This window comes from Celeribacter sp. (assembly GCF_048259695.1).
GTDB lineage: Bacteria > Pseudomonadota > Alphaproteobacteria > Rhodobacterales > Rhodobacteraceae > Celeribacter.
This window is the reverse complement of the sequence record NZ_JBLXHL010000003.1, coordinates 376,328-399,695: the sequence shown is the minus strand read 5'-3', so window position 1 is coordinate 399,695 and position 23,368 is coordinate 376,328. Positions and strand designations below refer to the sequence as shown.

The 23,368-nt window shown below is 59.9% G+C and carries 23 protein-coding genes and 1 tRNA gene; 9 read left to right on the top strand and 15 right to left on the bottom strand.

Annotated elements, in window-relative coordinates:
* Positions 1–69: 69 nt before the first annotated feature.
* From ACN0Q0_RS07770 to ACN0Q0_RS07750, 5 genes are all read right to left on the bottom strand, one after another.
* Positions 70–143, bottom strand: a tRNA-Gly gene (locus ACN0Q0_RS07770).
* 87 nt (positions 144–230) lie between these two features.
* The gene (locus tag ACN0Q0_RS07765) at positions 231–2,270 is read right to left on the bottom strand and encodes an ASKHA domain-containing protein (protein ID WP_417242815.1); all 2,040 of its coding nucleotides are present in this window, start codon (positions 2,268–2,270) and stop codon (positions 231–233) included.
* Complete coding sequence (locus tag ACN0Q0_RS07760) at positions 2,267–2,842, bottom strand: pseudouridine synthase (protein ID WP_417242814.1); 576 nt, start codon at positions 2,840–2,842, stop codon at positions 2,267–2,269. Before ACN0Q0_RS07760 ends, ACN0Q0_RS07765 begins: the two co-directional genes overlap by 4 nt.
* Positions 2,843–2,883: 41 nt before the next feature.
* Positions 2,884–3,870, bottom strand: coding sequence for a methyltetrahydrofolate cobalamin methyltransferase (locus ACN0Q0_RS07755; protein ID WP_417242813.1), 987 nt, complete (start codon positions 3,868–3,870; stop codon positions 2,884–2,886).
* Positions 3,871–3,923: 53 nt separating this feature from the next.
* Positions 3,924–4,223 (bottom strand): virulence factor, encoded by a 300-nt coding sequence (locus ACN0Q0_RS07750; protein WP_417242812.1) that lies wholly within the window; start codon positions 4,221–4,223, stop codon positions 3,924–3,926.
* 170 nt (positions 4,224–4,393) lie between these two features.
* Here ACN0Q0_RS07750 and ACN0Q0_RS07745 point away from each other — a divergent pair, with 170 nt between their 5' ends.
* Entirely contained in the window at positions 4,394–5,509 is a 1,116-nt protein-coding gene (locus ACN0Q0_RS07745) for a Ppx/GppA phosphatase family protein (RefSeq protein ID WP_417242811.1), read from the top strand.
* A 97-nt stretch (positions 5,510–5,606) separates the two neighbouring features.
* On the opposite strand, the gene ACN0Q0_RS07740 is transcribed toward ACN0Q0_RS07745, so the two are convergent.
* Together ACN0Q0_RS07740 and hemB are read right to left on the bottom strand one after the other, a co-directional pair.
* On the bottom strand, positions 5,607–6,164 hold the full coding sequence (locus ACN0Q0_RS07740) for a YSC84-related protein (protein ID WP_417242810.1): 558 nt from the start codon (positions 6,162–6,164) through the stop codon (positions 5,607–5,609).
* Positions 6,165–6,316: 152 nt separating this feature from the next.
* Positions 6,317–7,315 (bottom strand): porphobilinogen synthase, encoded by a 999-nt coding sequence (gene hemB / locus ACN0Q0_RS07735; RefSeq protein WP_417242809.1) that lies wholly within the window; start codon positions 7,313–7,315, stop codon positions 6,317–6,319.
* A 149-nt stretch (positions 7,316–7,464) separates the two neighbouring features.
* Here hemB and ACN0Q0_RS07730 point away from each other — a divergent pair, with 149 nt between their 5' ends.
* The gene (locus ACN0Q0_RS07730) at positions 7,465–7,992 is read left to right on the top strand and encodes a component of SufBCD complex (protein WP_417242808.1); all 528 of its coding nucleotides are present in this window, start codon (positions 7,465–7,467) and stop codon (positions 7,990–7,992) included.
* A 5-nt stretch (positions 7,993–7,997) separates the two neighbouring features.
* Complete coding sequence (mfd, locus tag ACN0Q0_RS07725) at positions 7,998–11,495, top strand: transcription-repair coupling factor (protein WP_417242807.1); 3,498 nt, start codon at positions 7,998–8,000, stop codon at positions 11,493–11,495.
* Positions 11,496–11,500: 5 nt separating this feature from the next.
* Here mfd and ACN0Q0_RS07720 read toward each other — a convergent pair whose 3' ends face one another.
* Both ACN0Q0_RS07720 and ACN0Q0_RS07715 read right to left on the bottom strand, forming a co-directional pair.
* Positions 11,501–12,703 carry a multidrug effflux MFS transporter gene (locus ACN0Q0_RS07720; RefSeq protein ID WP_417242806.1) on the bottom strand — a complete coding sequence of 401 codons (1,203 nt, stop codon included), beginning with the start codon at positions 12,701–12,703 and terminating at the stop codon, positions 11,501–11,503.
* Between the two features lie 57 nt (positions 12,704–12,760).
* Positions 12,761–13,399: a DsbA family oxidoreductase gene (locus ACN0Q0_RS07715; RefSeq protein ID WP_417242805.1), complete on the bottom strand. Its 639-nt coding sequence runs from the start codon at positions 13,397–13,399 to the stop codon at positions 12,761–12,763.
* Positions 13,400–13,677: 278 nt separating this feature from the next.
* On the opposite strand from ACN0Q0_RS07715, the gene ACN0Q0_RS07710 reads away from it, so the two are divergent.
* Both ACN0Q0_RS07710 and ACN0Q0_RS07705 read left to right on the top strand, forming a co-directional pair.
* Positions 13,678–13,902: a hypothetical protein gene (locus ACN0Q0_RS07710; RefSeq protein WP_417242804.1), complete on the top strand. Its 225-nt coding sequence runs from the start codon at positions 13,678–13,680 to the stop codon at positions 13,900–13,902.
* 151 nt (positions 13,903–14,053) lie between these two features.
* Positions 14,054–14,722 carry a helix-turn-helix domain-containing protein gene (locus ACN0Q0_RS07705; protein ID WP_417242803.1) on the top strand — a complete coding sequence of 223 codons (669 nt, stop codon included), beginning with the start codon at positions 14,054–14,056 and terminating at the stop codon, positions 14,720–14,722.
* Between the two features lie 37 nt (positions 14,723–14,759).
* On the opposite strand, the gene ACN0Q0_RS07700 is transcribed toward ACN0Q0_RS07705, so the two are convergent.
* Positions 14,760–14,906: a hypothetical protein gene (locus ACN0Q0_RS07700; protein ID WP_417242802.1), complete on the bottom strand. Its 147-nt coding sequence runs from the start codon at positions 14,904–14,906 to the stop codon at positions 14,760–14,762.
* Positions 14,894–16,708 carry an extracellular solute-binding protein gene (locus ACN0Q0_RS07695; protein ID WP_417242801.1) on the bottom strand — a complete coding sequence of 605 codons (1,815 nt, stop codon included), beginning with the start codon at positions 16,706–16,708 and terminating at the stop codon, positions 14,894–14,896. The genes ACN0Q0_RS07700 and ACN0Q0_RS07695 overlap by 13 nt, the downstream gene beginning before the upstream one ends.
* Before the next feature lie 387 nt (positions 16,709–17,095).
* On the opposite strand from ACN0Q0_RS07695, the gene ACN0Q0_RS07690 reads away from it, so the two are divergent.
* From ACN0Q0_RS07690 to ACN0Q0_RS07680, 3 genes are read left to right on the top strand one after another with little or no spacing between them, the layout of a single operon-like run.
* On the top strand, positions 17,096–17,869 hold the full coding sequence (locus tag ACN0Q0_RS07690; protein WP_417242800.1) for a 3-hydroxybutyrate dehydrogenase: 774 nt from the start codon (positions 17,096–17,098) through the stop codon (positions 17,867–17,869).
* A complete protein-coding gene (locus ACN0Q0_RS07685; protein WP_417242799.1) occupies positions 17,866–18,213 on the top strand; it encodes a pentapeptide repeat-containing protein in 348 nt (115 codons plus the stop codon). The genes ACN0Q0_RS07690 and ACN0Q0_RS07685 overlap by 4 nt, the downstream gene beginning before the upstream one ends.
* A 1-nt stretch (position 18,214) precedes the next feature.
* On the top strand, positions 18,215–19,270 hold the full coding sequence (locus ACN0Q0_RS07680) for a patatin-like phospholipase family protein (protein ID WP_417242798.1): 1,056 nt from the start codon (positions 18,215–18,217) through the stop codon (positions 19,268–19,270).
* 78 nt (positions 19,271–19,348) lie between these two features.
* Here ACN0Q0_RS07680 and ACN0Q0_RS07675 read toward each other — a convergent pair whose 3' ends face one another.
* The 4 genes from ACN0Q0_RS07675 to ACN0Q0_RS07660 all read right to left on the bottom strand — a co-directional run bounded on the left by ACN0Q0_RS07675 (position 19,349) and on the right by ACN0Q0_RS07660 (position 22,299).
* Positions 19,349–19,558: a hypothetical protein gene (locus ACN0Q0_RS07675; protein WP_417242797.1), complete on the bottom strand. Its 210-nt coding sequence runs from the start codon at positions 19,556–19,558 to the stop codon at positions 19,349–19,351.
* A gap of 99 nt (positions 19,559–19,657) precedes the next feature.
* Positions 19,658–20,365 carry a DUF502 domain-containing protein gene (locus ACN0Q0_RS07670; protein ID WP_417242796.1) on the bottom strand — a complete coding sequence of 236 codons (708 nt, stop codon included), beginning with the start codon at positions 20,363–20,365 and terminating at the stop codon, positions 19,658–19,660.
* A gap of 132 nt (positions 20,366–20,497) precedes the next feature.
* Entirely contained in the window at positions 20,498–21,409 is a 912-nt protein-coding gene (locus tag ACN0Q0_RS07665) for a pseudouridine-5'-phosphate glycosidase (protein WP_417242795.1), read from the bottom strand.
* Positions 21,406–22,299 (bottom strand): PfkB family carbohydrate kinase, encoded by an 894-nt coding sequence (locus ACN0Q0_RS07660; protein WP_417242794.1) that lies wholly within the window; start codon positions 22,297–22,299, stop codon positions 21,406–21,408. The genes ACN0Q0_RS07665 and ACN0Q0_RS07660 overlap by 4 nt, the downstream gene beginning before the upstream one ends.
* Before the next feature lie 281 nt (positions 22,300–22,580).
* Here ACN0Q0_RS07660 and rpsB point away from each other — a divergent pair, with 281 nt between their 5' ends.
* Entirely contained in the window at positions 22,581–23,336 is a 756-nt protein-coding gene (gene rpsB / locus ACN0Q0_RS07655) for a 30S ribosomal protein S2 (protein WP_417242793.1), read from the top strand.
* The last annotated feature ends 32 nt before the right edge of the window (positions 23,337–23,368 follow it).

Below are 23,368 nucleotides of genomic sequence, written 5' to 3'. Positions count from 1 at the left end.
ACGCAACAGCAAAACGTTGCGTCGCATCCTGATCGGATCAGGTCGGGAGGTTTATGTGGGGAAACCGGTTGGAGCGGGTAACGGGAATTGAACCCGTAACTAAAGCTTGGGAAGCTGCCGTGATACCTTTTCACCATACCCGCTCATGCGCAGACAGGTAGTCAAACCCCGCGAGAGGGTCAAGGGATATGCGGCGTGGCGCGTCAAAAAAAGCGTCCCGCTGCCGATTTTTATCCGCGTTTTGCGCGACGGCGCGGGCGTCCGCCGCCTCCGCCCGCGTTGAAATCAGGATCGGGCAGGCGCACCACCGCACGCAGCCCCGCAAACGGCGCTGTGGCGTGGGGGATGGCATTTGCGGCGACGAAATGCTCCTGGAATCGCGGCTCGATGGCGGTTTCAATCTTGGTGATCTCGTGGACCAGAGCCTCGACCTCGCGCCGCGCGGCCACGTTCAACAGCGCGATTTGGGCGCCGGTTCCGGCCGCGTTGCCCGCCGATGTGACATGCGCGAGCGGACAATCGGGGATCATGCCCAGAACCATCGCGTGTTTGGGCGAAATATGCGCGCCAAATGCGCCCGCAAGCACCACGCGCTCGACCTCATCGGTGCCAAATTCATCCATCAGCAACCGCGCACCTGCGTAGAGCGCCGATTTGGCCAGTTGGATGGCGCGAATGTCGCCTTGGGTCACTTCGATGACGCTGCCGCCCTCGGTGCTGCCGTCATGGAGCAAATAGGAATGGGTGCGGCCCGCAGGGCGCAATCGCTCTGTGCCTGTGGCCCCGGCCGATCCGATCAGCCCGTTGGCGTCGACCAGACCCGCCATGCGCATTTCGGCCACGGCCTCGATAATGCCCGACCCGCAGATGCCCGAGACGCCTGATACGGCGGTTTGCGTGGCAAAGTCGGGGTCATCGGACCAAAGGTCACAGCCGATCACCTTGAACCGTGGCTCTTTGGTGACGGGATCAATTTCGACGCGCTCGATTGCCCCCGGTGCAGCACGCTGACCGCTTGAGATTTGCGCGCCTTCAAAGGCGGGGCCGGTGGGCGATGAACAGGCCAAGACACGGGATTTATTGCCTAAAATGATCTCGGCATTGGTGCCGACATCGACGATCAACGTAAGTGGATCGACTTTTTGCGGGGCTTCCGACAGCGCCACAGCGGCGGCATCCGCGCCCACATGGCCCGCAATCAGCGGCAGGATATAGACCTGCGCCTCATCGGCAAAGGCCAACCCGATGGCATCGGCCGACAGATCAAGCGCCGAATTGGTCGCAAGCGCAAACGGCGCCTGACCCAAGGGCGTGGGATCAAGGCCCAACAACAGATGGTGCATGACGGGGTTCATCACGAACACCGCCTCGTAAATGTCACCCGTGGTGAGGCCGGCCTCGGTCGCCAGTTCGGCGGCGAGCGTGTTCATCGCCTCGCGCACCGCGCGGGTCATCTCGCCCGCGCCGCCCGCGTTCATCATCGCGTAGGACACGCGGCTCATCAGGTCCTCGCCAAAGCGGATTTGCGGGTTCATCACCCCGCCCGAGGCCTTGACCTCGCCCGTCACCAGATCGGTGAGGTGGGCCGCAATGGTGGTTGAGCCAAGGTCCACGGCCAAGCCATAGAGCGCAGGTTCTGCAAAGCCCGCCCAGACGCCGATGACTTGCGTCGCGCCGTCGCGGGCGGTGTGGATGGCCAATGTGGCTTTGTATTCGGCGGCGATCAGCGCGGCCTGTAGTTTGGCGAGCATCGGCAGGGTGAGTGTGACGTCCGTAATGGACCACTGCGCCAGAAGCGCGGCCTGCGTGCGTTCCCAGTCGCCCGTGGGGGCATGCATATCGGCGGGGTCGACCTCGACATAATACAGTCGGGTTGCGGGGTCCATTTCGATATGGCGCGTGGTCGCGGCCTTGCGCACCACCTGTTTGTGGACCTGACTTTCGGGCGGCACGTCCAACACGATATCGCCCTGAATACAGGCCTGACAGCCCAACCGCCGTCCCGTTTTGAGCCCGCGCACACGGTCGTAGCGTTCCTCAACCGAATTGACCCCGCTCAGCGCATCCTCAGACGCGCTGATCCCGTGTTTGGAGTGGTCGCCAAAGGCAGGTTGCACCTGACATTTCGAACAAATCCCGCGACCGCCACAGACACTATCAAGGTCCACACCCATCGAGCGCGCGGCCTCCAACACGGAGGTGCCCGCAGGGACGCGGGCGCGTTTGCCGGACGGGGTGAAAACCACCAGTGGATCTTGTGAGCTGCTCATAGCGTATCCCATGCGTTGCGTGGATCGGCGTCGCGCCATGCGCCGCTGTCGATCCCGTCGAGTGTATATGGCCCGATGGCCACACGGATCAGGCGCAGGGTCGGAAACCCGACATGCGCCGTCATGCGCCGCACCTGTCGGTTCTTGCCCTCGGTGATGGTCAATTGCACCCAACTGTCGGGGACCGATTTGCGGTAACGCACCGGCGGCGTGCGCGGCCAGAGCCAGTCGGGGGCGTCGATACGGGTGGCGCGGGCAGGGCGGGTTTGACCGTCCTTGAGCGGCACACCACGGCACAGCGCCGCAATCGCCGCGGCGTCGATGTTGCCTTCGACCTGTGCCAGATAGGTCTTTGGCATCTTGGATTTCGGGTTGGCAATGCGGGCTTGCAGACGTCCGTCATCGGTCAATAGCAAGAGGCCCTCGCTATCGCGGTCCAACCGTCCGGCGGGGTAGACGTCCGGCACGTCGACAAAATCCGAGAGCGTGCGGCGTGTGCTGCCCTCTGATCCTTTGTCGGTGAACTGGGAGAGCACATCGAACGGTTTGTTCAAGGCGATTAACCGTGTCATCTATGCGCTCCCTTTCTCTGTGGTGTTGACCCGAACCGGGATTACCGGCGGCGCCGTCCGCCACCGCGCCGCCCGCCACCGGACCCTGCGGTGGCTGCCGCCGTGGAGGCCTCGGCAAAGGTTGCACCCTCGGCCACTGCGTCGATAATACGGCTAAAGCCGATCCACTTCGCGCCATCGGGGTCGTGGTTCATGAGCAGGTTGGCCGCACGGATGGCCTCCATTTCCTGCAATCGCACAGGGTTCATAATCGCCGATGTCATGCCCGCGCCAATCGCCATCGGCAGAAAGGCGGCGTTGATCCCGTGGCGCTGTGGCAGGCCGAACGAGACGTTGGACGCGCCGCAGGTGGTGTTGACGCCCAATTCGTCACGCAAGCGGCGTACAAGTGTGAATACCTGTTGGCCCGCCGTGCGCATTGCACCGATGGGCATCACGAGCGGGTCCACAACGATGTCATGGGCGGGAATGCCGAAATCGGCGGCGCGCTCCACGATGCGTTTGGCCACGGCAAAGCGGACCTCGGGGTCCTCGGAAATCCCTGTGTCGTCATTGGCAATCGCCACAACGGGGACGTTGTATTTTTTGACGAGGGGCAAAACCCGCTCAAGGCGCTCTTCCTCGCCCGTCACCGAGTTCAAAAGCGGACGGCCCTCGGCCATCTCCAGACCGGCCTCAAGCGCATCGGGCACCGAGCTGTCGATGCACAAAGGCACGTCGACAATGGCCTGAACGCGGGCAATCAGGTCACGCATCAAGGGCGGCTCGACAAAGTTGTTGTCGGCGTAACGGGGATCCTCGGCCATTTTGTTGGAGAACACAGCACCCGAATTGATATCGAGGATGTTGGCGCCACAGGCGACCTGTTCGATCGCATCGCGTTCGACGGTGGAGAAATCGCCAAGCTCCAGTTCGGCGGCGAGTTTCTTGCGCCCCGTCGGGTTGATACGCTCGCCGATGACGGCAAACGGTTCGTCAAAGCCGATGACGACGGTCTTGGTCTTGCTCTCGATCACTGTGCGGGTCATGTCATGTGTCCTTTGAACGCGGGCGCTTGGCCTTTGCGAAAGTTGTGCGGAATTTACGCGGGCGCATGCCCGTCATTGTTCACAAGCGCGATCAGGCGCTCTTTGTCATAGGCGGCGTCAAGTTCGGCCACCTTGGCGTCTACGGCCTCCTGACCCTCACCGTCGACCACGACCACCACATCGCGCCACTCGGCGATATAGGCGTCCTGATCGGTGGCTCCGATGCGCATGGCCACACGGTCGATGGCCTGTTCGAACCGTTCGGGCAACACCGCACGCGCGGCGCGGCGGCCACGGCCCACGCGCACTTGGGCGGGAATATCGCGCCAGTAGATGATGGTCATATCGGTCATGTGTCTCGGCCCTTATTGTCGAGAGACAGACTTAGGCCAAGCGGACATTGGGGGAAAGGGCTTGGTATCGGAAAAATCTTCATCACGTTTATGAACGCGGGCCATCTGATCCCTTGCGAGGGGGCACAAGCACGCGTAGGGTGATCCCAACTCGAAATGGAGGGCGTACTATGGCGCCCAAGCGTCCCACAGGTGCGGGCGCGTTCCCGAAACCGGTTGAGCCACCCGTGCCTCAAACCGCAGATCGCGAAGAGCTTTATGCGGCTCTCGATCTCGGCACTAATTCGTGCCGCATGTTGATTGCCCAACCAAAGGGCAGTCAGTTTCATGTGGTCGACAGCTTTTCCAAATCCGTCCAATTGGGGAACGGACTGGAGGCCTCTGGCCGTTTGTCGCGTGGGTCTATCACCCGCACGATTCAGGCGTTGCGGGTCTGTCGCAAGAAACTCGACAAGCATAATGTGACGCGGATGCGTCTTGTGGCGACCGAAGCCTGTCGTCGCGCCAAAAACTCGCGCGATTTTTTGCGCCGGGTGCAGCGCGAGACGGGGCTACAGCTCGAAATCATCAAACCCGAGGAAGAAGCGCGGCTTGCGGTGATTTCCTGTGCGCCGCTTGTCTCGACCATGACCGAGCAATTGTTGGTGGTGGATATCGGCGGCGGGTCAACCGAACTTGTCTGGATTGACCTGAGTGCGGTGCCAAAGGCCGACCGCCCGCGGGCGATCATGCGGCTTCATACGGGGTTCAAGCCGACCGAAAGCAGCATTTTCCCCCATGCCAAAGTGGTCGACTGGATTTCCGTGCCTTTGGGGGTTGCCACCCTGATGGAGCAGTTTTCCGATGTCGAAGACGACAGTGCGCGCTTTGCGTTGATGTCGTGGTTCTTTGAGGAAAAGCTTGCGGATTTCACACCTTACGCCAATGAACCCGCCCGGGACGGGTTTCAGATCATCGGAACATCAGGCACGGTGACGACCGTGGCGGCCTCGCACCTCGGCTTGCGGCGCTATGATCGCAACAAGGTCGACGGGCTGCGGATGTCCTCCGAACAGATTGACAGTGTGATCCGTGACTATTTGCACCTCGGCCCTGTGGGGCGGCGCAATGACCCGCGTATCGGGCGCGACCGTCAGGCGCTGATCATGTCGGGGGCGGCCATCCTTCAGGCGCTGTTGCGGGTCTGGCCCACGGACCGGCTGTCGGTGGCGGATCGGGGTTTGCGTGAGGGGTTGCTCTATGCGCAAATGACTGCGGATGGTGTGCTCGAGGAGGCCTTGCCCTAGCCGGACAGGCGCCGCACCCGTGCGAGGCAACGCCAGTGCGACACAAAAAAGCCCGCCAGACCGGCGGGCTTTTGTTTTAAGTTCGGATATCAAACCCTTACGGGATGATCCTCGTGTATTTCGTGCCTTCGACGGTGGCCCCTGCACGCAAGCCCGCCTGACCGAACACCACGCCGATAACGGGCGACAGCTGTGTCGTTGTTTCGGCTGACATTTCCTCGCCACGGTTGGCAATTGCGTATTCGATATCGGCCCCTGCGGCCCAACCCGGTGAATTGCGGAAATCTTGCAAGGCTTGCTGCGTCATAAAGAACAGGACGTGCGCATATTGCTGTGCACCGATCTGGATGCCGAAAGAGGCCTGTGCCGAGGAATAGTAATCCACCGTTGCACCGCCTACGCGCAAGGCGCCACGCCCGTATGAGCCGCCAATGCCGAAACCGGCCTCGGTCACGAGTGGCATCACCAGTTGGCCCACGGATTTATCGCGCAGATCACTGGTGCCGGGGTAGTTGGAATACAATTCGTTCAAGGTCCGGTCAACGCGGGCGTCAATCACCGAGCTGCCATTGGAACTCATACCATTGCCACAGGCGGTCAAAAGACCGGCGCTACCAAGTCCGGTCAAAAAGGTCCGGCGGGGGAAATTTGTCATGGGACTGCCCTTTATCTGCTGTCAATTGCGAGCTCTCCTGGCTCTTTGGCGGTTATTATGGCGCAATTTTCATGCGCTGTCATTGCTTTATCCGCGCCGGTGCATCCTTAGGAGGAGGTTTGCCGACCCCTTGCCCTGCGCGGTGCGGCGCATCACCCCTTAAGCAGGCGGGCCGCGTCAACGGCGAAATAGGTCAAAATGCCGTTACAGCCCGCGCGTTTGAACGCCATCAGGCTTTCCATCATGACCTTGTCACGGTCCAACCATCCGTTTGCCGCGGCGGCGTTGAGCATCGCGTATTCGCCCGACACCTGATAGGCAAAGGTCGGCACGCCAAAGGTGTCTTTGACGCGGCGGCAAATGTCGAGATAGGGCATGCCGGGTTTGACCATGACCATATCCGCGCCCTCCAACAGGTCGCGTTCAATCAGGCGCATGGCCTCGTCGGAATTGGCGGGGTCCATTTGATAGGTGTTCTTGTCGCCCTTGAGTGCGCCCGACGCGCCCACCGCATCGCGAAACGGGCCATAAAAGGCGGAGGCGTATTTGGCGGCATAGGACATGATCGTGACGGTGTCGTAGCCTTCGGTTTCCAACGCGCGGCGAATAGCGCCGATGCGCCCGTCCATCATATCGGACGGCCCGATGATGTCCGCGCCCGCCTCGGCCTGTGCCACCGCCATTTTGACAAGCGCCTCGACGGTCATGTCGTTGACGATTTCGCCCTCGACGACAAAACCGTCATGGCCGTTGATGTTGTAGGGGTCAAGCGCCACATCGGTCATGATCGCAAGCTCCGGCACCGCCGCTTTGATCGCGCGAATGGCGCGGTTCACAAGGTTGTCGGGATCCCATGCGCCCGCGCAACATTCGGTTTTCAGATCCGGCTCGATGTAGGGAAACAGGCAAATCGCAGGAATGCCAAGGGCGTGCGCCTCCACCGCGGCTGTAACCAACCGGTCGATTGTCAGGCGTTCAACGCCGGGCATCGACGGAATGGGGGTGGCGTCATCGACGCCCTCGCGCACAAATACCGGCCAGATCAGGTCCGTGACCTGCAATGCGTTTTCGCGCACCATGCCACGAATGGCATCCATCTTGCGGGTGCGGCGCAGTCGGGTCAGCGGAAACGGGGCAGTGGAACGGGTCATGGCGGCTCTCGATACGTGATTATTGAACTCGTGCAACGGGGTGACACGGTTTTTGCCGTTCATCAAGGGTAGGAATCGCCGCGCAGCCGCGCTAGTGTCCCCCAGTCGGCAAAAAACCGACCTTTGACATGCCCAAAAGAGCAGCGACAGTGAACATCTGGCAAACCGTTTTCGAAGTGATCGACATGCGATCCTTTTCCAATCTGTGGTATTGGATCGCCTTGGCCGTGCTATGGTCCACGGCCTCTCATTTTGTCCTCGGCGTGCCGTTCGATCTTGCGCAAAAGGCGCAAAAATTGGGCGGCGAGCGGATGCAGGACCTCGAGGATCTGGTGCGCATCAACGTCAACCGCCTGGGCAGTATTGCCGAAATTTCCGGCCTTGTGATTGTCGCTATCGCAACGGGAGGGCTGACGATTTTGTTCGGTCTGGGTGTGTTTTACGATGTGGAGTTCGCGCAGGCTGTCTTTCTGATGGCCTTTCCGATGACGATTGTTTTCTATCTCAATGTGCGTACGGCACAGCGGATTATCGTCGAGGCGCCGCGCGGGGATGATCTTGTGAACACGTTGCGCCGTCACCGCCTCAAAACACAGATCATCGGAATGCTGTTCATCTTTATCACCGCGATGTGGGGCATGTCCCAAAACATCGTCACGGGGCCGCTTGGCGGTTGACCGTGATGGCAACGGCATCCAAATCCAACACCGCACATGTGCAAATCGGCGGTGCTCCAGAGGGCTTTGACGCCTTTTTGCTTGCCCGCGAGGTGGCCAAATCCGATGCGCCCGTGATTCATGTCGCCCGCGATGACAAACGGGTTGCGGCGCTCAAATCGGCACTGGCATTCTTTGCGCCCGACCTGCCTGTGGTCGACTTTCCCGCCTGGGATTGCCTGCCGTATGATCGGATCTCGCCCAATGCCGATGTGTCCGCCGCCCGTATGGCAACCTTGGCCGCTTTGGCCCATGGCGCGATGCCCAAACGCTATGTCCTGCTCACGACACTGGCCGCCGCGACACAGCGCGTGCCGCCCAAAGAGACGTTGGAGGGTGCGGCGTTTTCGCTGCGCAAAGGTCAGCGGGTCAACGAGGAGGCGCTGCGCGGCTTCTTTGTGCGCATGGGGTTCACACAGGCCCCCACGGTGGTCGAGCACGGCGATTACGCCATTCGTGGCGGCATTATCGATGTCTTTCCGCCGGGCCATGAAATGCCGGTGCGGCTCGATTTCTTTGGCGATGAACTGGACGGGTTGCGCCGGTTTGATCCCGCGACACAGCGCACCACCGAGACGCTTGACGCGATCACCTTTACGCCCGTGTGCGAGGTCATTCTCGACGAGGCGGCCATCACGCGGTTTCGCCAGACCTACCGCATTGAATTTGGTGCGGCGGGGACCGATGATCCGCTCTACGAGGCGGTGTCAGCGGGCAAAAAACACGCAGGGCTGGAGCATTGGCTGCCGTTCTTCAACGACCACCTCGCCACGCTGTTCGACTACACCCCCGAGGCCACGATTGCACTCGACGATCACACCACCGCCGCCCGTTTGGCACGGTGGGAGGGGATCGCGGATCAATACGACAGCCGCCGCGAGGCGATGACGTCGAAAAAGCGGCTTGATAGCATCTATAAACCCTGTCCGCCGGCGCAACTTTATCTGGATGATGCCGCGTGGGAGGCCGAGATTGCCGGGCGCCGCGTGCTGCATTTCCACCCCTCGGCGCAGGCCACGGGACCGGGCGTGATTGATGCGGGAGGCCGCGTCGGACGCAATTTCGCACCAGAGCGCCAACAGGAAAAACTGAACCTTTTCGAAAGTTTGTCCGACCACATTGCGGCAAAACGCGAGGTCGGGCATGTTGTCATGGCCTCGTGGTCCGAGGGCGCGCGCGACCGCCTTCAGGCGCTGCTTGAGGATCAGGATCTGACGGACACCGCCCTCATCTCCGATTGGCGCGATGTGCCATCGGGCAAGGGCGGCGTGTTCCTCGCCATTTGGCCGCTCGACGAGGGGTTCGATGCCCCGACAGGGACGGGTGAACAGGTCACGGTGATCTCGGAACAAGATGTGTTGGGCGACCGCCTCATCCGCCGCCCGAGCCGCAAAAAGCGGGCCGATAATTTCCTGACCGAACATTCCGCACTTTCGGCGGGCGACCTCATTGTCCACGTGGACCACGGTGTCGGGATTTTCCGCGGACTTGAGGTCATCACGGCTTTGGGGGCGGCGCATGAGTGTCTTTTGCTCGAATATGCCGGTGGTGACCGTCTGTATCTACCCGTTGAGAACATCGAACTCCTGAGCCGTTATGGCCATGACGAGGGGATGCTCGACAAACTGGGCGGTGGCGCGTGGCAGTCCAAAAAGGCAAAACTCAAGGAACGCATCCGTGAGGTTGCGGAGAAACTGATCCGCATCGCCGCCGAGCGCCAGTTGCGCAAAGCCGATATTCTGGTGCCGCCCGACGATATGTGGGAGGCCTTTTGCGCCCGTTTTCCCTATGACGAAACCGAGGACCAACTCAAAGCGATCGAGGATGTGCTCGACGATCTGGAGGCGGGCCTCCCGATGGATCGCCTCGTGTGCGGGGATGTCGGGTTTGGCAAAACCGAAGTGGCAATGCGCGCGGCCTTTGTCGCGGCGATGTGCGGCCAACAGGTGGCGGTGATCGCGCCGACCACCCTGCTTGCGCGGCAACACTACCGCTCGTTTGCCGACCGCTTCCGTGGCTTCCCGATCAACGTGCGGCCGATGTCGCGGTTCGTGAGCCAGAAAGAGATGGCCAAAACCCGCGAAGGGCTGGCGACCGGCGAGGTCGACATTGTGATCGGCACCCATGCGTTGCTTGCGAAAAACGTGCGGTTTCATGACCTTGGCCTGTTGATTGTCGATGAAGAACAGCGGTTCGGCGTGACGCATAAAGAGCGCCTGAAGTCGATGAAATCCAACATCCACGTCCTGACCCTGTCGGCGACGCCGATCCCGCGGACCCTGCAAATGTCGATGACGGGGGTGCGTGATCTGTCGATTATCGGTACACCACCCGTCGACCGTCTGGCGATCCGCACCTATGTCAGCGAGTTCGATACGGTGACGATCCGCGAGGCGCTCTTGCGCGAACATTATCGCGGCGGCCAGTCGTTCTTTGTCGTGCCACGCATCAACGACATTCCCGAGATCGAACAGTTCCTCAAGGACCATGTGCCCGAGGTGAGCGTTGTGGTGGGCCATGGTCAAATGGCGGCGGGCGAGTTGGATGATCGCATGAACGCCTTTTATGACGGCAAGTATGACGTGCTGTTGGCCACCACGATTGTGGAAAGCGGTATTGATATTCCGACCGCCAACACGATGGTGATCCACCGTGCCGACATGTTCGGCCTGTCGCAACTCTATCAAATCCGTGGCCGTGTGGGGCGGGCCAAAACCCGTGCCTATGCCTATTTGACGACCAAGCCTCGCGCACCGCTGACCGACACCGCCCGCAAGCGGCTGCGGGTTCTGGGGTCTCTGGATACGCTTGGCGCGGGCTTTACGCTTGCCAGTCAGGATCTCGATATCCGCGGGGCGGGCAATCTGGTGGGCGAGGAGCAATCGGGCCACGTCAAAGAGGTGGGGTTCGAGCTGTATCAATCCATGCTCGAAGAGGCGATTGCCAAGATCAAGTCGGGTCAGGAGGGCGTGACGCTTGACGATGACGGCGCATGGGCGCCCCAGATCAATCTGGGCGTTCCTGTTTTGATTCCAGAGACTTATGTAACCGACCTTGATGTGCGGTTGGGGCTGTATCGTCGCCTGTCCGGCCTGCACACCAAAGTGGAATTGGAAGGATTTGCGGCGGAGCTGATTGACCGGTTTGGCAAATTACCCAAAGAGGTCAATACCTTGCTGCTTGTTGTTCGCATAAAGGAAAAATGCCGTGCCGCCGGTATTGCACGCCTTGATGGCGGACCGAAAGGTGCGACCATTCAGTTCCACAACGACAAATTTGCCAACCCTGTGGGCCTTGTGGATTTCATTCAGGACCAAAAGGGGCAGGCCAAGGTCAAGGACAACAAGATCATCGTGCGCCGCGACTGGGCGAATGATCGTGACAAGATCAAAGGCGCGTTTTCCATTGCGCAAGACCTCGCGCGGCACGCGAAAGTCGCCGCTCAGACCCCTAAAAAGAAATAGAAAACCTAATCTTCGTTCGTGTCAATGGTGCGGCGCAGCAGGGCGTAGGCCGCAGCCGAGCACGCCAATGTGCCAACGGTCAGCGGGATGATTGTGCCGTTAAACGCCAGACCGATGGGCGCGGCGATGAGGACCGCACCGATGGTGGATACCCCCTGAACCAAGGACGAGGCGATCCCCGCGACATGCCCCAACCGTTCCAGTGACAGCGCGATGATGTTGCCAAAGGTTACGCCCGCCATAAAGAACACCGAGACCGACCACACAAAGAACACGGGGAACATCAGGGCGGCGGGCAATAGACCCGACCCGACGAGCAACAGGACGACAGACGAGATCACGATTTGGCCGAGATAAGCCGATAGCGCGATGCGGCGCATTCCCAGACGCACCACGAATTTCGCGTTCATCAGGGTGCCGACACCGGAAATCATGGCTTGAGCGGCGAACCACATCGGGAAACTGTCTGCCTTGTCAAACACCTCGCCGTAAATCTGTTGGATCGACGACAACAGGCCGAACATCTGACCAAAGCCAAGCATCAAAACAAGGGTGTAGATTTGGACCGAGCGGTGCGAAAATGTCTCTTTGGTCCCTGCGATCAGGGCCGCCACGGACAGGGCGCGGCGCTCTGATTTCGGCAATGTTTCCTCTTGGCGCACGAGCAGCCACAGACCGGAGATTGCCGCGAAGACCACGAAGGAGCCGAAAATGCCGCGCCACCCGAATCCGAGCATGATCAATGAGCCGAGGGCGGGCGCAACCGCAGGCACCAGAATGAAAATCATCATAATGAACGACGAAATCCGCGCCATTTCGCGCCCCTTATAGAGGTCGCGGATCAGGGCCATTGCCACAACGCGCGGGGCGGCGGCCCCCAGTCCCTGAATCACGCGAGCGGCCAACAGGGTTTCCAATGTGGGGGCGGCGGCGGCAAGTACGGCGGCGGCGGCATAGATCGTAAGGCCGCCGATGATCACCGGTTTGCGCCCGAACCGGTCCGACAGCGGCCCGTTGATCAGGGTGCCAAGCCCGAGCCCCAACACGAATGCGGTCAGGACAAGCTGCGCACGGTTCACATCCTGTGGCGTCAAATCCGCCGCGATCATCGGAATGCCCGGCAACATGGCGTCGATCGACAGGGCAACGGTGGCGGTGAGCATCGCCAAAAGAGCGACGAATTCCGGTTGGGCTAATCTGCGCGGCATGGGCGTTCTCTATGGTTTTCGCGATTGCAGGTCTCGGCGGCCCTTGGCGCGGTCGGTTCAGGATAGGTCTTTTTGCGCCAACTCGTCGATGACGGACATCCACAGGTCGGCATTCTGGGCGCCGGACACGGCGTGTTGATTGGCGACAACGTAAAGCGGCACGCCGGAAATGCCGCGCTCGCGGGCATGGGCATCGCGGGCGCGGATCATGTCGGCGTCCTCGTCGGTGGCCAAAAGGCGGGCAACAAGGCTCGCGTCCATACTCATACTGTCGGCAATGTCACACAGTACTTCGGCATCCCCGATGTCGCGCCCGTCATGGAAATAGGCGCGGTAGAGCGCGGCAACGATGGGCGTCTGCATCCCCTCAAGACCCGCCCAGTGAATGAGGCGGTGCGCGTCGAGCGTATTCGGGGTGCGGGTGATTTTGCCCAGATCGACCTTTGGCGCCTCTGCGGCGGCGGTTTCGACAATGGGGCGGTAGGCGTCAATCGCCCCCTGAACACCGCCGAATTTCCCCTCGAGGTAGGCCCGCCGCTCCATCCCTTCGGCGGGCATGTCGGGGTTCAACTGGAACGGATGCCATTCCACCACGAACTGATGGTTCGGGCGGGCTTCCATTGCGCGGTCGAGACGGGCCTTGCCCAAGTAACACCACGGGCAAATCGGGTCGTGAAAGATGTCGAGTTTTATCATGGATCACGACATAGCGCGGCGCGGGCGAAATGGCGAGAGGTATCACAAAAGGAAAACATTCTCCCGCATCACAATTTGCACCCGAGGCCATGTTCTCCTTGCTCTACATGTTGTGTTTCGGGCGGATTTGCAACTTTGCAAATTATGCATATTCGCGCTTTGTTCGCGCTGCGTTCGCGTGATTTGCGCGGGCAGGGTGTAACAATCGGGATGCTTTTCCGGGGCGGTATTTTATGGTTAAATAACTGTAACGCATAAGTTTTTACGAGGTTCATCACATGGCATATGTTTCCAATTCCCATTTCTCCACCGCACAGGGCCGCGCCGCCAAGGCGACATCGGCGAGATCCGCACGGCTTCCGGCTGTTACGCTTGGTCTCGGGGCGGTTGCCTCGCTTGCGATTGCTGCGGGGGCCTTTAACTGGCTACCGGTACAGACGGGCATCACCGATGAACTGAGCAATATCGAGTTTCTCACAGGCGTGATTGAAACCGACAATTAACCGCGCGCCCCGCGCAAACCAGATACAGGGTAGGCAAGACCTCACGAGCAGTGTATCCCCCCATACCTCGTCTGCCCCAAAGAGCCCCCGAAGATGCGGTAAACAGCATCCGGGGGTTTTCTTTTTGTCTCCGCCACGCCTAAATGCCCCCATGACAGATGATCCCGATCACAACTCTCCGGAGCGCCCCGATGGGGCCGCATCCACAGGCAACCCGAGCCTGATCCGTTTGGCGCGGGCGCTTGAGGCGGGCGATGACGCGCATCCGCTCGACCTCGGGGCGCGGGTCCGCGAGTTGCGTAAATCACACGGGTGGACGTTGGAACAGGCCGCCGGTCATGCGGGTCTGGCGCGATCAACCCTGTCCAAGATTGAAAACGGTCAAATGTCCCCGACCTATGAGGCGCTCAAAAAGCTTGCCATCGGGTTGGAGATCTCAGTGCCGCAATTGTTTACGCCGCCGCGCAAGCAACAGATTTCGGGTCGGTTGGCCACCACCAAGGCCGGCGAGGGCGCGGCCCATGCCACCGCCACCTATGAGCATGAAATGCTTGCGGGGGCGCTGACCAAGAAACAGATGCTGCCCTACCGCGCCACCATCCGCGCCCGCAGTTTCGAGGAATTCGACGGGTGGGTGCGCCATGACGGTGAGGAATTCCTCTATGTTCTGACGGGGCAAATCTGTTTGATAACAGAGTTTTATGAGCCGATTGACATGCGGCGCGGCGACAGCGCCTACTATGACGCCTCTATGGGTCACAACGTGATTTCGATCTCGCCCGAGGATGCGACCATCCTGTGGGTGACGTCACTGGGATAGCGCCGCCACGCCGCCCGAACGCAGATTAAAACGCAGATCAAAACACTGTGCCGACCGCTTTCGACGTGGCTTTCACACCCGTTTTTACGGTTTTTCCCGCGATGGCCACGGGGGCGCAGGCCGTGAGGCCCACGCAGATCACCAGTGTGGCCATCAGCTTCACACGCATGTTCATTCTGTCCAATACCACACATCCGGCTGCCAACCGATCCAGTCGCCGTAGATCGGCAAGGTTTCGGGATAGGTCAGCTGCTTGGCGTGGGCCACGCGCGAGATGTTCCATTGATAGATCGGGATGACATAGCGACCGGCGGTCAACACGCGGTCGAGGGCGCGGGTGGCGGCGACGAAATCGTCCTTGCTGCCGGAGGACAGCATGGTGTCGATCAACCCGTCAACAGCGGCGGATTTGACGCCCATCAGGTTGCGCGACCCTTCGGTATCGGCGGCCTCGGACCCCCAATAGGCCTTTTGCTCGTTGCCGGGGGATAGCGACAGGCCGCGGCGGATGGTGGTCATGCCGAAATCAAAGGTATCGCTGCGCTCGCGGTATTGCGGACGGTCAACCACGGTGATGGTTGGCGTGATGCCAATCTGGATGAGGGACTGCGTGTAAGTATCTATAATAGATTGATTTTCATCATCACCGGACTGCAATAAAATCTCGAACGTATAGGGCACACCATCGGCATTTTTCATCACACCGTCCTGGATGGTATAGCCTGCGTCCTTGAACAGGGCCAAGGCGCGGCGGGTCGATTGGCGGTCGTTGAGCGCGCCGGAGGTGGCGGGAAAGGTGTACCCCTCAAGCGTATCGGGCGGCAGGTCATCGGCGTAGGGCGCAAGCAATTGCGCCACGCGCCCCTGTGCGGGACCACTTTGCATCCCCAGTACCGAGTTGGAGTAATACGAGGTGATGCGCGATTGTTGCGATCCGGTTTGAACCTCGTTGATATATTCGAAATTGAACGTCTCGATGAGGGCCTGACGGACGCGCCAGTCGGAAAACTGGGGGAGGCGGGTGTTCATCACAAAGCCGGTCATGCCGGAGGGGCGTTGATGCGGGATGACGGATTTGATCACATCGCCCCGTTCGACGGCGGGGAAATTGTATTGGTCGTCCCATGTCTGCACGTTGAACTCGCGGTTGCTGTTCAATTCGCCCGCTTTGAACGCCTCGATCACGAGGGAGGCATCGGCAAAAAATTCCCACCGGATGGTATCAAGGTTGGCCTGACCGCGCATGAACGGCACGTCTTTGCCCCAGTACTCGGGGTTGCGCGTCAGCTCGACATAGCTGCCCGCGTCGAAATCGGTGATCTGGTAAGGGGCGGAACCGATCGGGATCTGGTCAAAGCCCGATTTGGTGAAATCCTTGCCCTCCCATTGGGCCTTTTGCAGGATCGGGCGCATCCCGACCAACAACGCCAGTTCGCGGTTGTCGGTGTTAAAGGTGAATTTGACCGAGCGTTCGCCGGTTTTCTCGATGCTTGCAATCTGTTCCCACATCGAGGCGTAGCGGCCGTGGCCTTCCGTCCCGAGTTTTTCGTAGGACCAGATCACATCCTCGACCGTCACCGGCGCACCATCAGAGAATCGGGCCTCGGGGCGCAGGGTAAATTCGGCCCATGTGCGGTCCTCATCGGTGTCGATTGTCTCGCACAACAGGCAATACAGCGTGAAAGGTTCGCTATAGGCGCGGCCCATCAAACTTTCCGCCAACATGTAGCGCAACTGCCACGGTGAGCTGCCTTTCTGGATAAACGGGTTCAAACTGTCGAATGTGCCACCTTCGCCGGTGACGATTTTGCCGCCCTTGGGGGCATCGGCATTGGCGTAGGGGAGGGACACGAAATCTTGTGGTAGCTCGGGGCTGCCATACATAGCTATGCCATGCATCGGTTCGGCCTGCGCAAAGGGCGCGCCCGCAATCAGTGCCAATGCGGCGCAAGATATGCGCAGCCCGTGGAAAATGTTCGTTGCCATCTCGGACACAATGCCTCCGTCCCGTTTCTTTGTTGAGGCTTAGCCTAAGGCCGCCTGCGGGTGAATTCAAACTTTTAGCTTGGAGTGCGGTGGTGAACCGCGTATAAAGGGGGCACTGCTCGATAGGTTTCTTGCCTGTATGAAACCTGCCTCAATAACTTTGCGCCGGCCTTGTGCCGGCGTTTTTTTTGGCTAAATTTTGAGCGTTGACCCTACGTCGCACCTTACTATGCATGGATTTCGGGCCGTTCGACGTCCGTGACCGTCCATCGGTAACAGCCCGCGTTCACAGGAAAAATTTATCGATTCTTTGTCGTTGACCGATTCTGGCTTTCCTATATGCCTTACCCACCTACATCTGTTCCAGACGAAACGAGGGAGACGGTTATGGACGTCAAAGGGAAAACAGCAATCATCACAGGGTCAAACTCCGGCATCGGTCTGGGCGTGGCACGAGAACTCGCAAAGGCGGGCCTCAATGTGGTGCTCAATTCCTTCACCGATACAGACGACGATCATGCCATCGCCAAAGAGATCGCGGATGAATTCGGTGTGACGGCCCGCTACATTCAGGCCGATATGTCCAAAGCAGACCAGTGTCGCGCCCTTGTCGAGACGGCGGGGGTCTGTGATATCCTCGTGAACAATGCCGGCATCCAGTATGTCGCGGGCATCGACGAGTTTCCGGTCGAGAAATGGGACGCGATTATCGCCATCAACATGTCCTCGGCGTTTCACACCACCGCGGCGGCCCTGCCGATGATGCGCAAAGCGGGTTGGGGGCGGGTGATCAACATCGCATCGGCCCACGGGCTGACCGCGTCGCCCTATAAATCGGCCTATGTCGCGGCCAAACACGGCGTTGTCGGCCTGACCAAAGTCACCGCCCTCGAAACCGCCCGCGAGCCGATCACCGCCAATGCCATTTGTCCCGGGTATGTTTTGACCCCCTTGGTCGAAAAACAAATCCCCGACACGATGAAGAAATACGATATGGACCGCGAAACGGTTATTCGCGAGGTCTTGCTGGAGCGCCAACCGTCCAAGGAATTCGCCACCGTCGAACAGCTTGGCGGGACATGTCTGTTCCTCGCCTCCGACGCGGCCGCACAGATCACCGGCACCACGATTTCCGTCGATGGCGGATGGACCGCACTATGATAGATAACGCGAACAAGGATCACCCGCCGCGAAAAAAACTGCGTCCCCTGGTGCTTGAAGATGCGTCACATGAAGGGTCCAAGTTTACGCGGTGCAACCTCACACATACGCTTGTCATCAATTGCAATCTCTCGGGGGTTGTGTTGGACGATTGTAATATCGCCAATATGTCTGTCCACAACGCCAACCTCACCAATGCGCGGATTGAAAACGCCAATTACACGGGGGCGACCATAACCAATGCCAATCTCGCCGATGTAACAATCGAGAATTGTTCGTTGGAAGGCATGACCATCAACGGGATTCTGGTCGAGGATCTCTTGCGCAAATGGCAGGACGGGTAGGGTGGCCAGACGCACGGCAACCGCCCCGAAAAAAATCAACCTCGCGCTTCAGGGCGGCGGTGCGCACGGGGCCTTCACGTGGGGGGTCCTCGATCGGTTGATCGACGATGACCGCATTGAAATCGCAGCCATTTCGGGAACCTCCGCCGGTGCGTTGAATGCGGCGGCCTATTGTGCGGGACTGGCCAGGGGCGGCGCGGAGGGCGCGCGTGAGAGCCTCGATTGGGTCTGGAGCCAGATGGGGGCGATTTCGGACATGCGCCTGTCCTCATGGCTCACGCAATTCGGTCCTACCACGGCGATGATGACGCGGCTGGCCGAGACTGCGGTGCCGTTTTCCTTTCTCGAAAGTTTCGCCACGGTGATGACGCCCTATGCCTATGGGCCGTTTTACCAAAACCCGCTTGACCGTATCGTGGCGCGGTTGGATTTGGCGGCCCTGAACAAAGACGTCGGGCCCGCCTTGTTTATCTCGACGACCAATGTGCGCACCGGAAAAATCCGCGTGTTCACGGATGAGGAGGTGACAACGGATGTGATCCTTGCCTCCGCCTGTCTGCCCGAAATGTTCAAAGCCGTCGAGATTACCGACCCCGTGACGGGGATCACCGACCCCTATTGGGATGGCGGCTATACGGGCAATCCTGCGCTGTTTCCGCTGTTCGAGCCACAGTTTCCCGATGATGTGGTGATTGTGAATATCAACCCGTTAGAGCGACCGGGCACCCCGACCACACCGGAAGAAATTCAGAACCGTATCAATGAGATAAGTTTCAATTCGTCGATGCTGCGCGAGCTGCGTGCGGTACAGTTTGTAAAGGATCTGATCGGCGAACAGCGGTTGCCAAAGGGCATGATGAAAGACGTGTTGGTGCATATGATCGGTGATGACGATCTGATGCGCGACCTGTCGGCGCGCACCAAACTGATCCCGTCGCCCGTGTTGTTGGGCCGGATGAAAGAGGCGGGGCGGACGGCCTGTGAAGGCTTCCTTGAGGCCCATTTTGACGATCTGGGCCAAACCGCCACGGTCGATCTTGAGGCGATGTTCTCCTGATCCCGCGACACCATATAGTTTAAAAGGGCTCCGCGAACGGGGCCCTTTTCATGGGTGCGTGCGTGATGCCTGTCCGGCCTATTCGGGATAGTCGTTGATCACGCCGCCACCGCCCGCACTGGTGAGCGCGGCAATAAACAGGATGGTCAAAAGGATCATGGGAACCGCATCAGCGCCCTGTTGTTGCACTGACATTTCAATTTCCCCCGCTGTTACGCCCGCATCCTGTGCAAAGCTTGAGGTGGCGGCAAACATGATGAGTGCGGTGGCAACGACTAAACTTTTCATAAGCTATCCCTCCAGTAATTGTATTTTGTGGGGATAGGTTAGGCGTAATCCAAGAATGTGACAATGATCTTGGACCGTGCGTTTTTACACGTCCGCTTTTTACACGGACGCAGGGGGACTCACCTCTTTGGGCGCGTTTGGGTTTTTGGGGTTGGGATAGACCAGACCCGCCGAAATCACCAGTTTCGCGGCATCCTCCACAGTCATATCAAGGGTGATCAACTCGGAGCGCGGGAAAAACAGCAAGAAACCGGAGGTCGGGTTGGGCGTGGTCGGCACGAACACAGACACCATTTCCTCGTCAAGCGGCGTGCGTTTGGCGATTTCCCCCTTGGCCGTGGTGGACACAAACCCGATGGCCCATATGCCTTTGCGCGGATATTCGATCAAACAGGCCTCGTCAAACGAGGTTTCGGTTTGGGCGAACACCGTTTCGGCAATCTGTTTGGCACCATTGTAGATCGATCGCACAACGGGGGTGCGATCCACAAGCCCCTCGGCAAAACGCAACAACGAGCGCCCGACAAGCCCCTTTGCGATCCAGCCGACAAAGATGGTGAACATCAAAAAGATGATGACGCCCACACCGCGCAGATTGATCCCGATATATTGTTCGGGTTGGAATTTTTGCGGCACAAAGGTCAACGCCCATCCGTCGACCCATCCGATCACGGTCCAGATCACATAGGCCGTCAGACCGATCGGGGCGACAACAACGAGCCCCGTCAAAAAGGACGTGCGCAGCCACCCCAAAAAGCCGCCGCGACGGTGCTTGGGGTGGATTTCGTCGTCGAATGGGTTGGTCATGGAGCTCTGCCGTTCACTGCCTATAGGCCGTGCGCGGTATCGCGGGCCATTTCAACCGAACTTAGGCAGCAAAATGTGAATGCACAAGTAAACGGCACGCGATTTTATGTGTCTTTCGTGTTGTTTGCGCCATCAACGGGCATGAGCGACCGCAATTTGTGCGGCCAGACGGGCATTGTTGCGCACAAGGGCGATATTGGCGGTGAGCGAGCGGCCTTCGGTCAACTCGAACATGCGCTGTAACAAGAACGGGGTGACGGCCTTGGCGGCGATGCCCTGTGCTTCGGCCTCGGCGAGGGCTTGCTCGACATAGGGGGTGATGACATCGCGGGGGATCTCGTCGGCCAACGGGATCGGGTTGGCGACCAACTGGCCGCCCTTGAGGCCCATAGCCGTGCGTGTTTGCGCGGATTTGGCGATCAACGCGGGATCATCAAGGCGCAGCGGTGCGGTAATGCCGGACTCACGGGACCAGAACGCGGGCAACGCATCCTGACCGTAGGCAATCACCGGCACGCCGTGGGTTTCCAACACTTCGAGCGTCTTGGGGATATCAAGGATGGCTTTCGGTCCCGCCGCAACCACGGTCACAGGTGTTTCGCCCAGTTCCAACAGGTCGGCGGAGATATCGAACGTCTCTTCGGCACCGCGGTGAACGCCGCCAATGCCGCCCGTGGCAAAGACCGAAATCCCGGCCATGTGTGCGGCAATCATGGTGGCCGCGACCGTTGTGGCCCCTGTGGCGCCCTTGGCGATGCACACGGGCATATCGGCGCGTGACACTTTCATCACGTCCTTGGCCTGTGCCAGTTCGGTCAGTTGCGTATCGGTCAGGCCGATGTGCAGCACGCCGTACAAAATGGCGATGGTGGCGGGCGTGGCCCCGGCGGCGCGCACATCCGCCTCGACCATTTGCGCGGTCTCGACGTTTTGCGGGAAAGGCATCCCGTGGGTGATGATCGTGCTCTCCAACGCCACAACGGGGGCGCCCGCTTTGAGGGCGGCGGCAACTTCGGGCGAATAGGACAGGGGCAGGGTGGTCATAGGGGGGTATCTCCGGAAACATAGTGGGCGGCGGCCTGAAGCGCTTGATCAAGCGCGGCGTCATCGTCTGCGCCGCGCAATTCGGCGGCAATATGCGCCGCCATAAAGGTATCACCCGCGCCCGTGACACGCGCCACAAGAACATCGGGTGGGGTTTGGGTGCTGATATGGCCCGCGCGGGCCAGTGAGGCATCCGCGCCGCCATTGGTGACAAGCACGCGATGTGCGCCTTTGTCGACCAACGCGGTTGCGGCCTCGGCGGAACTGTCGAACGTGCGATGCGCCAACAGGCCCGCTTCCTCCAGGTTCACGTAGAGCGTGGCCTGTGGATGGGTCAAAAGCGGGATCAACCGTTCGGCTTTCCCCGGTGAGGCAGGGGCCACGCGCAGATCGGCTCTGGCAAAAAGCGGCGAGCCGGCAATGTCGCGCAGCAGCTCCGTGGTCAGGTTGCCGTCAAGCGCCACGGGCCCCGCATAGGGCGCATCCGTTGAGCCGAGGCGTCCATCCTTGAGCGGGCGCAGGATCTTGTCGCCTGCGGCCTCAAGCGAGTGGGCATCGGCAATCGCGGCGATCAAGCCGTTGGCCCCCTCGATGGCCATATAGGTGTCGGTGGGCAGGTCATCGGAGCGGTACACATGTGAGGTGTCGATGCCGCGCACCAGTGCGGCGGCGATCAATTCATCGCCCTCGGCATCGCGTCCCACCGCAGTGAGCAAGGAGGGCTGCAGGCCGAAACGCGACAGGGCCATCGCGATGTTCATCGCCACGCCGCCCGGCACGCGCACAATCCGCCCGGGCACATCGGAGCCAAGCCGCATGGAGCGGTCCGAGCGGCCTATGACGTCCCAAAGGACCGAGCCGATACAAAGAATGTCATGGTGGTGTGTCATGTCCCTAAATGCCCCGTTTTTTGACCGGATGGCAAGAGATTGCGGTGCGGAACGGACGCGCATCGTAAAAACGTGCAATTTATTGGGGAAAAGACCCGAAAAACCGAACGGATGATGTGGCAGGGCTTGCACAGGGGCAAAAACGCTTCTATATGCGCGATCACTTCACAGGCGGAGGCGGGCTTTCAGGGGAGACATCCTTGCAAGTCCACCGGTTGGGGAGGCGGATTAGCCGTCACCCTGAGACCCTCCGCTCAGGCGTAAACCGGAAAGGACATTTCATGGCGCTTCCTGATTTCACCATGCGTCAGCTCTTGGAAGCTGGCGTTCACTATGGTCACCAGACCCAACGTTGGAACCCCCGTATGGGCGAGTTCATTTATGGCTCGCGTAACGGCATCCACATTTTCGACCTCACACAAACTGTTCCAATGCTTGACCAAGCGTTGCAGGTTGTGCGCGACACCGCCGCAAAGGGCGGCCGCATTTTGTTCGTCGGCACCAAACGTCAGGCCGCGGGCCCCGTTTCGGAAGCCGCAGAGAAATGCGCACAGTATTACATGAACCACCGTTGGCTCGGTGGCACGCTGACCAACTGGAAAACCGTTTCCCAGTCGATCCAGCGTCTCAACAAAATTGACGAGACCCTCGGTGGCGGCGCTGAAGGCCTCACCAAGAAAGAGCGCCTCGGCATGGAACGTGACCAAGCCAAATTGCAGGCGTCGCTCGGCGGCATCCGCGAAATGGGCGGTGTTCCCGATCTTCTTTTCGTCATCGACGTGAAAAAAGAGACACTCGCGATTGCCGAAGCCAACAAACTGGGCATCCCTGTTGTGGCTGTTGTAGACTCGAACTGCCCACCCGATGGCATCGACTACATCATCCCGGGCAACGATGACGCATCGCGCGCCATCAGCCTGTATACCGACCTCGTGGCCCGTGCGGCCCTCGACGGTATGACCGAGCAAATGGGTGCCGCAGGCATCGACATCGGCGCGATGGAAGAAGCCCCCGCCGAAGAAGCTGCCTCCGAGTAATCTCGAACGCGCTTTACACGATCTGACGGGGG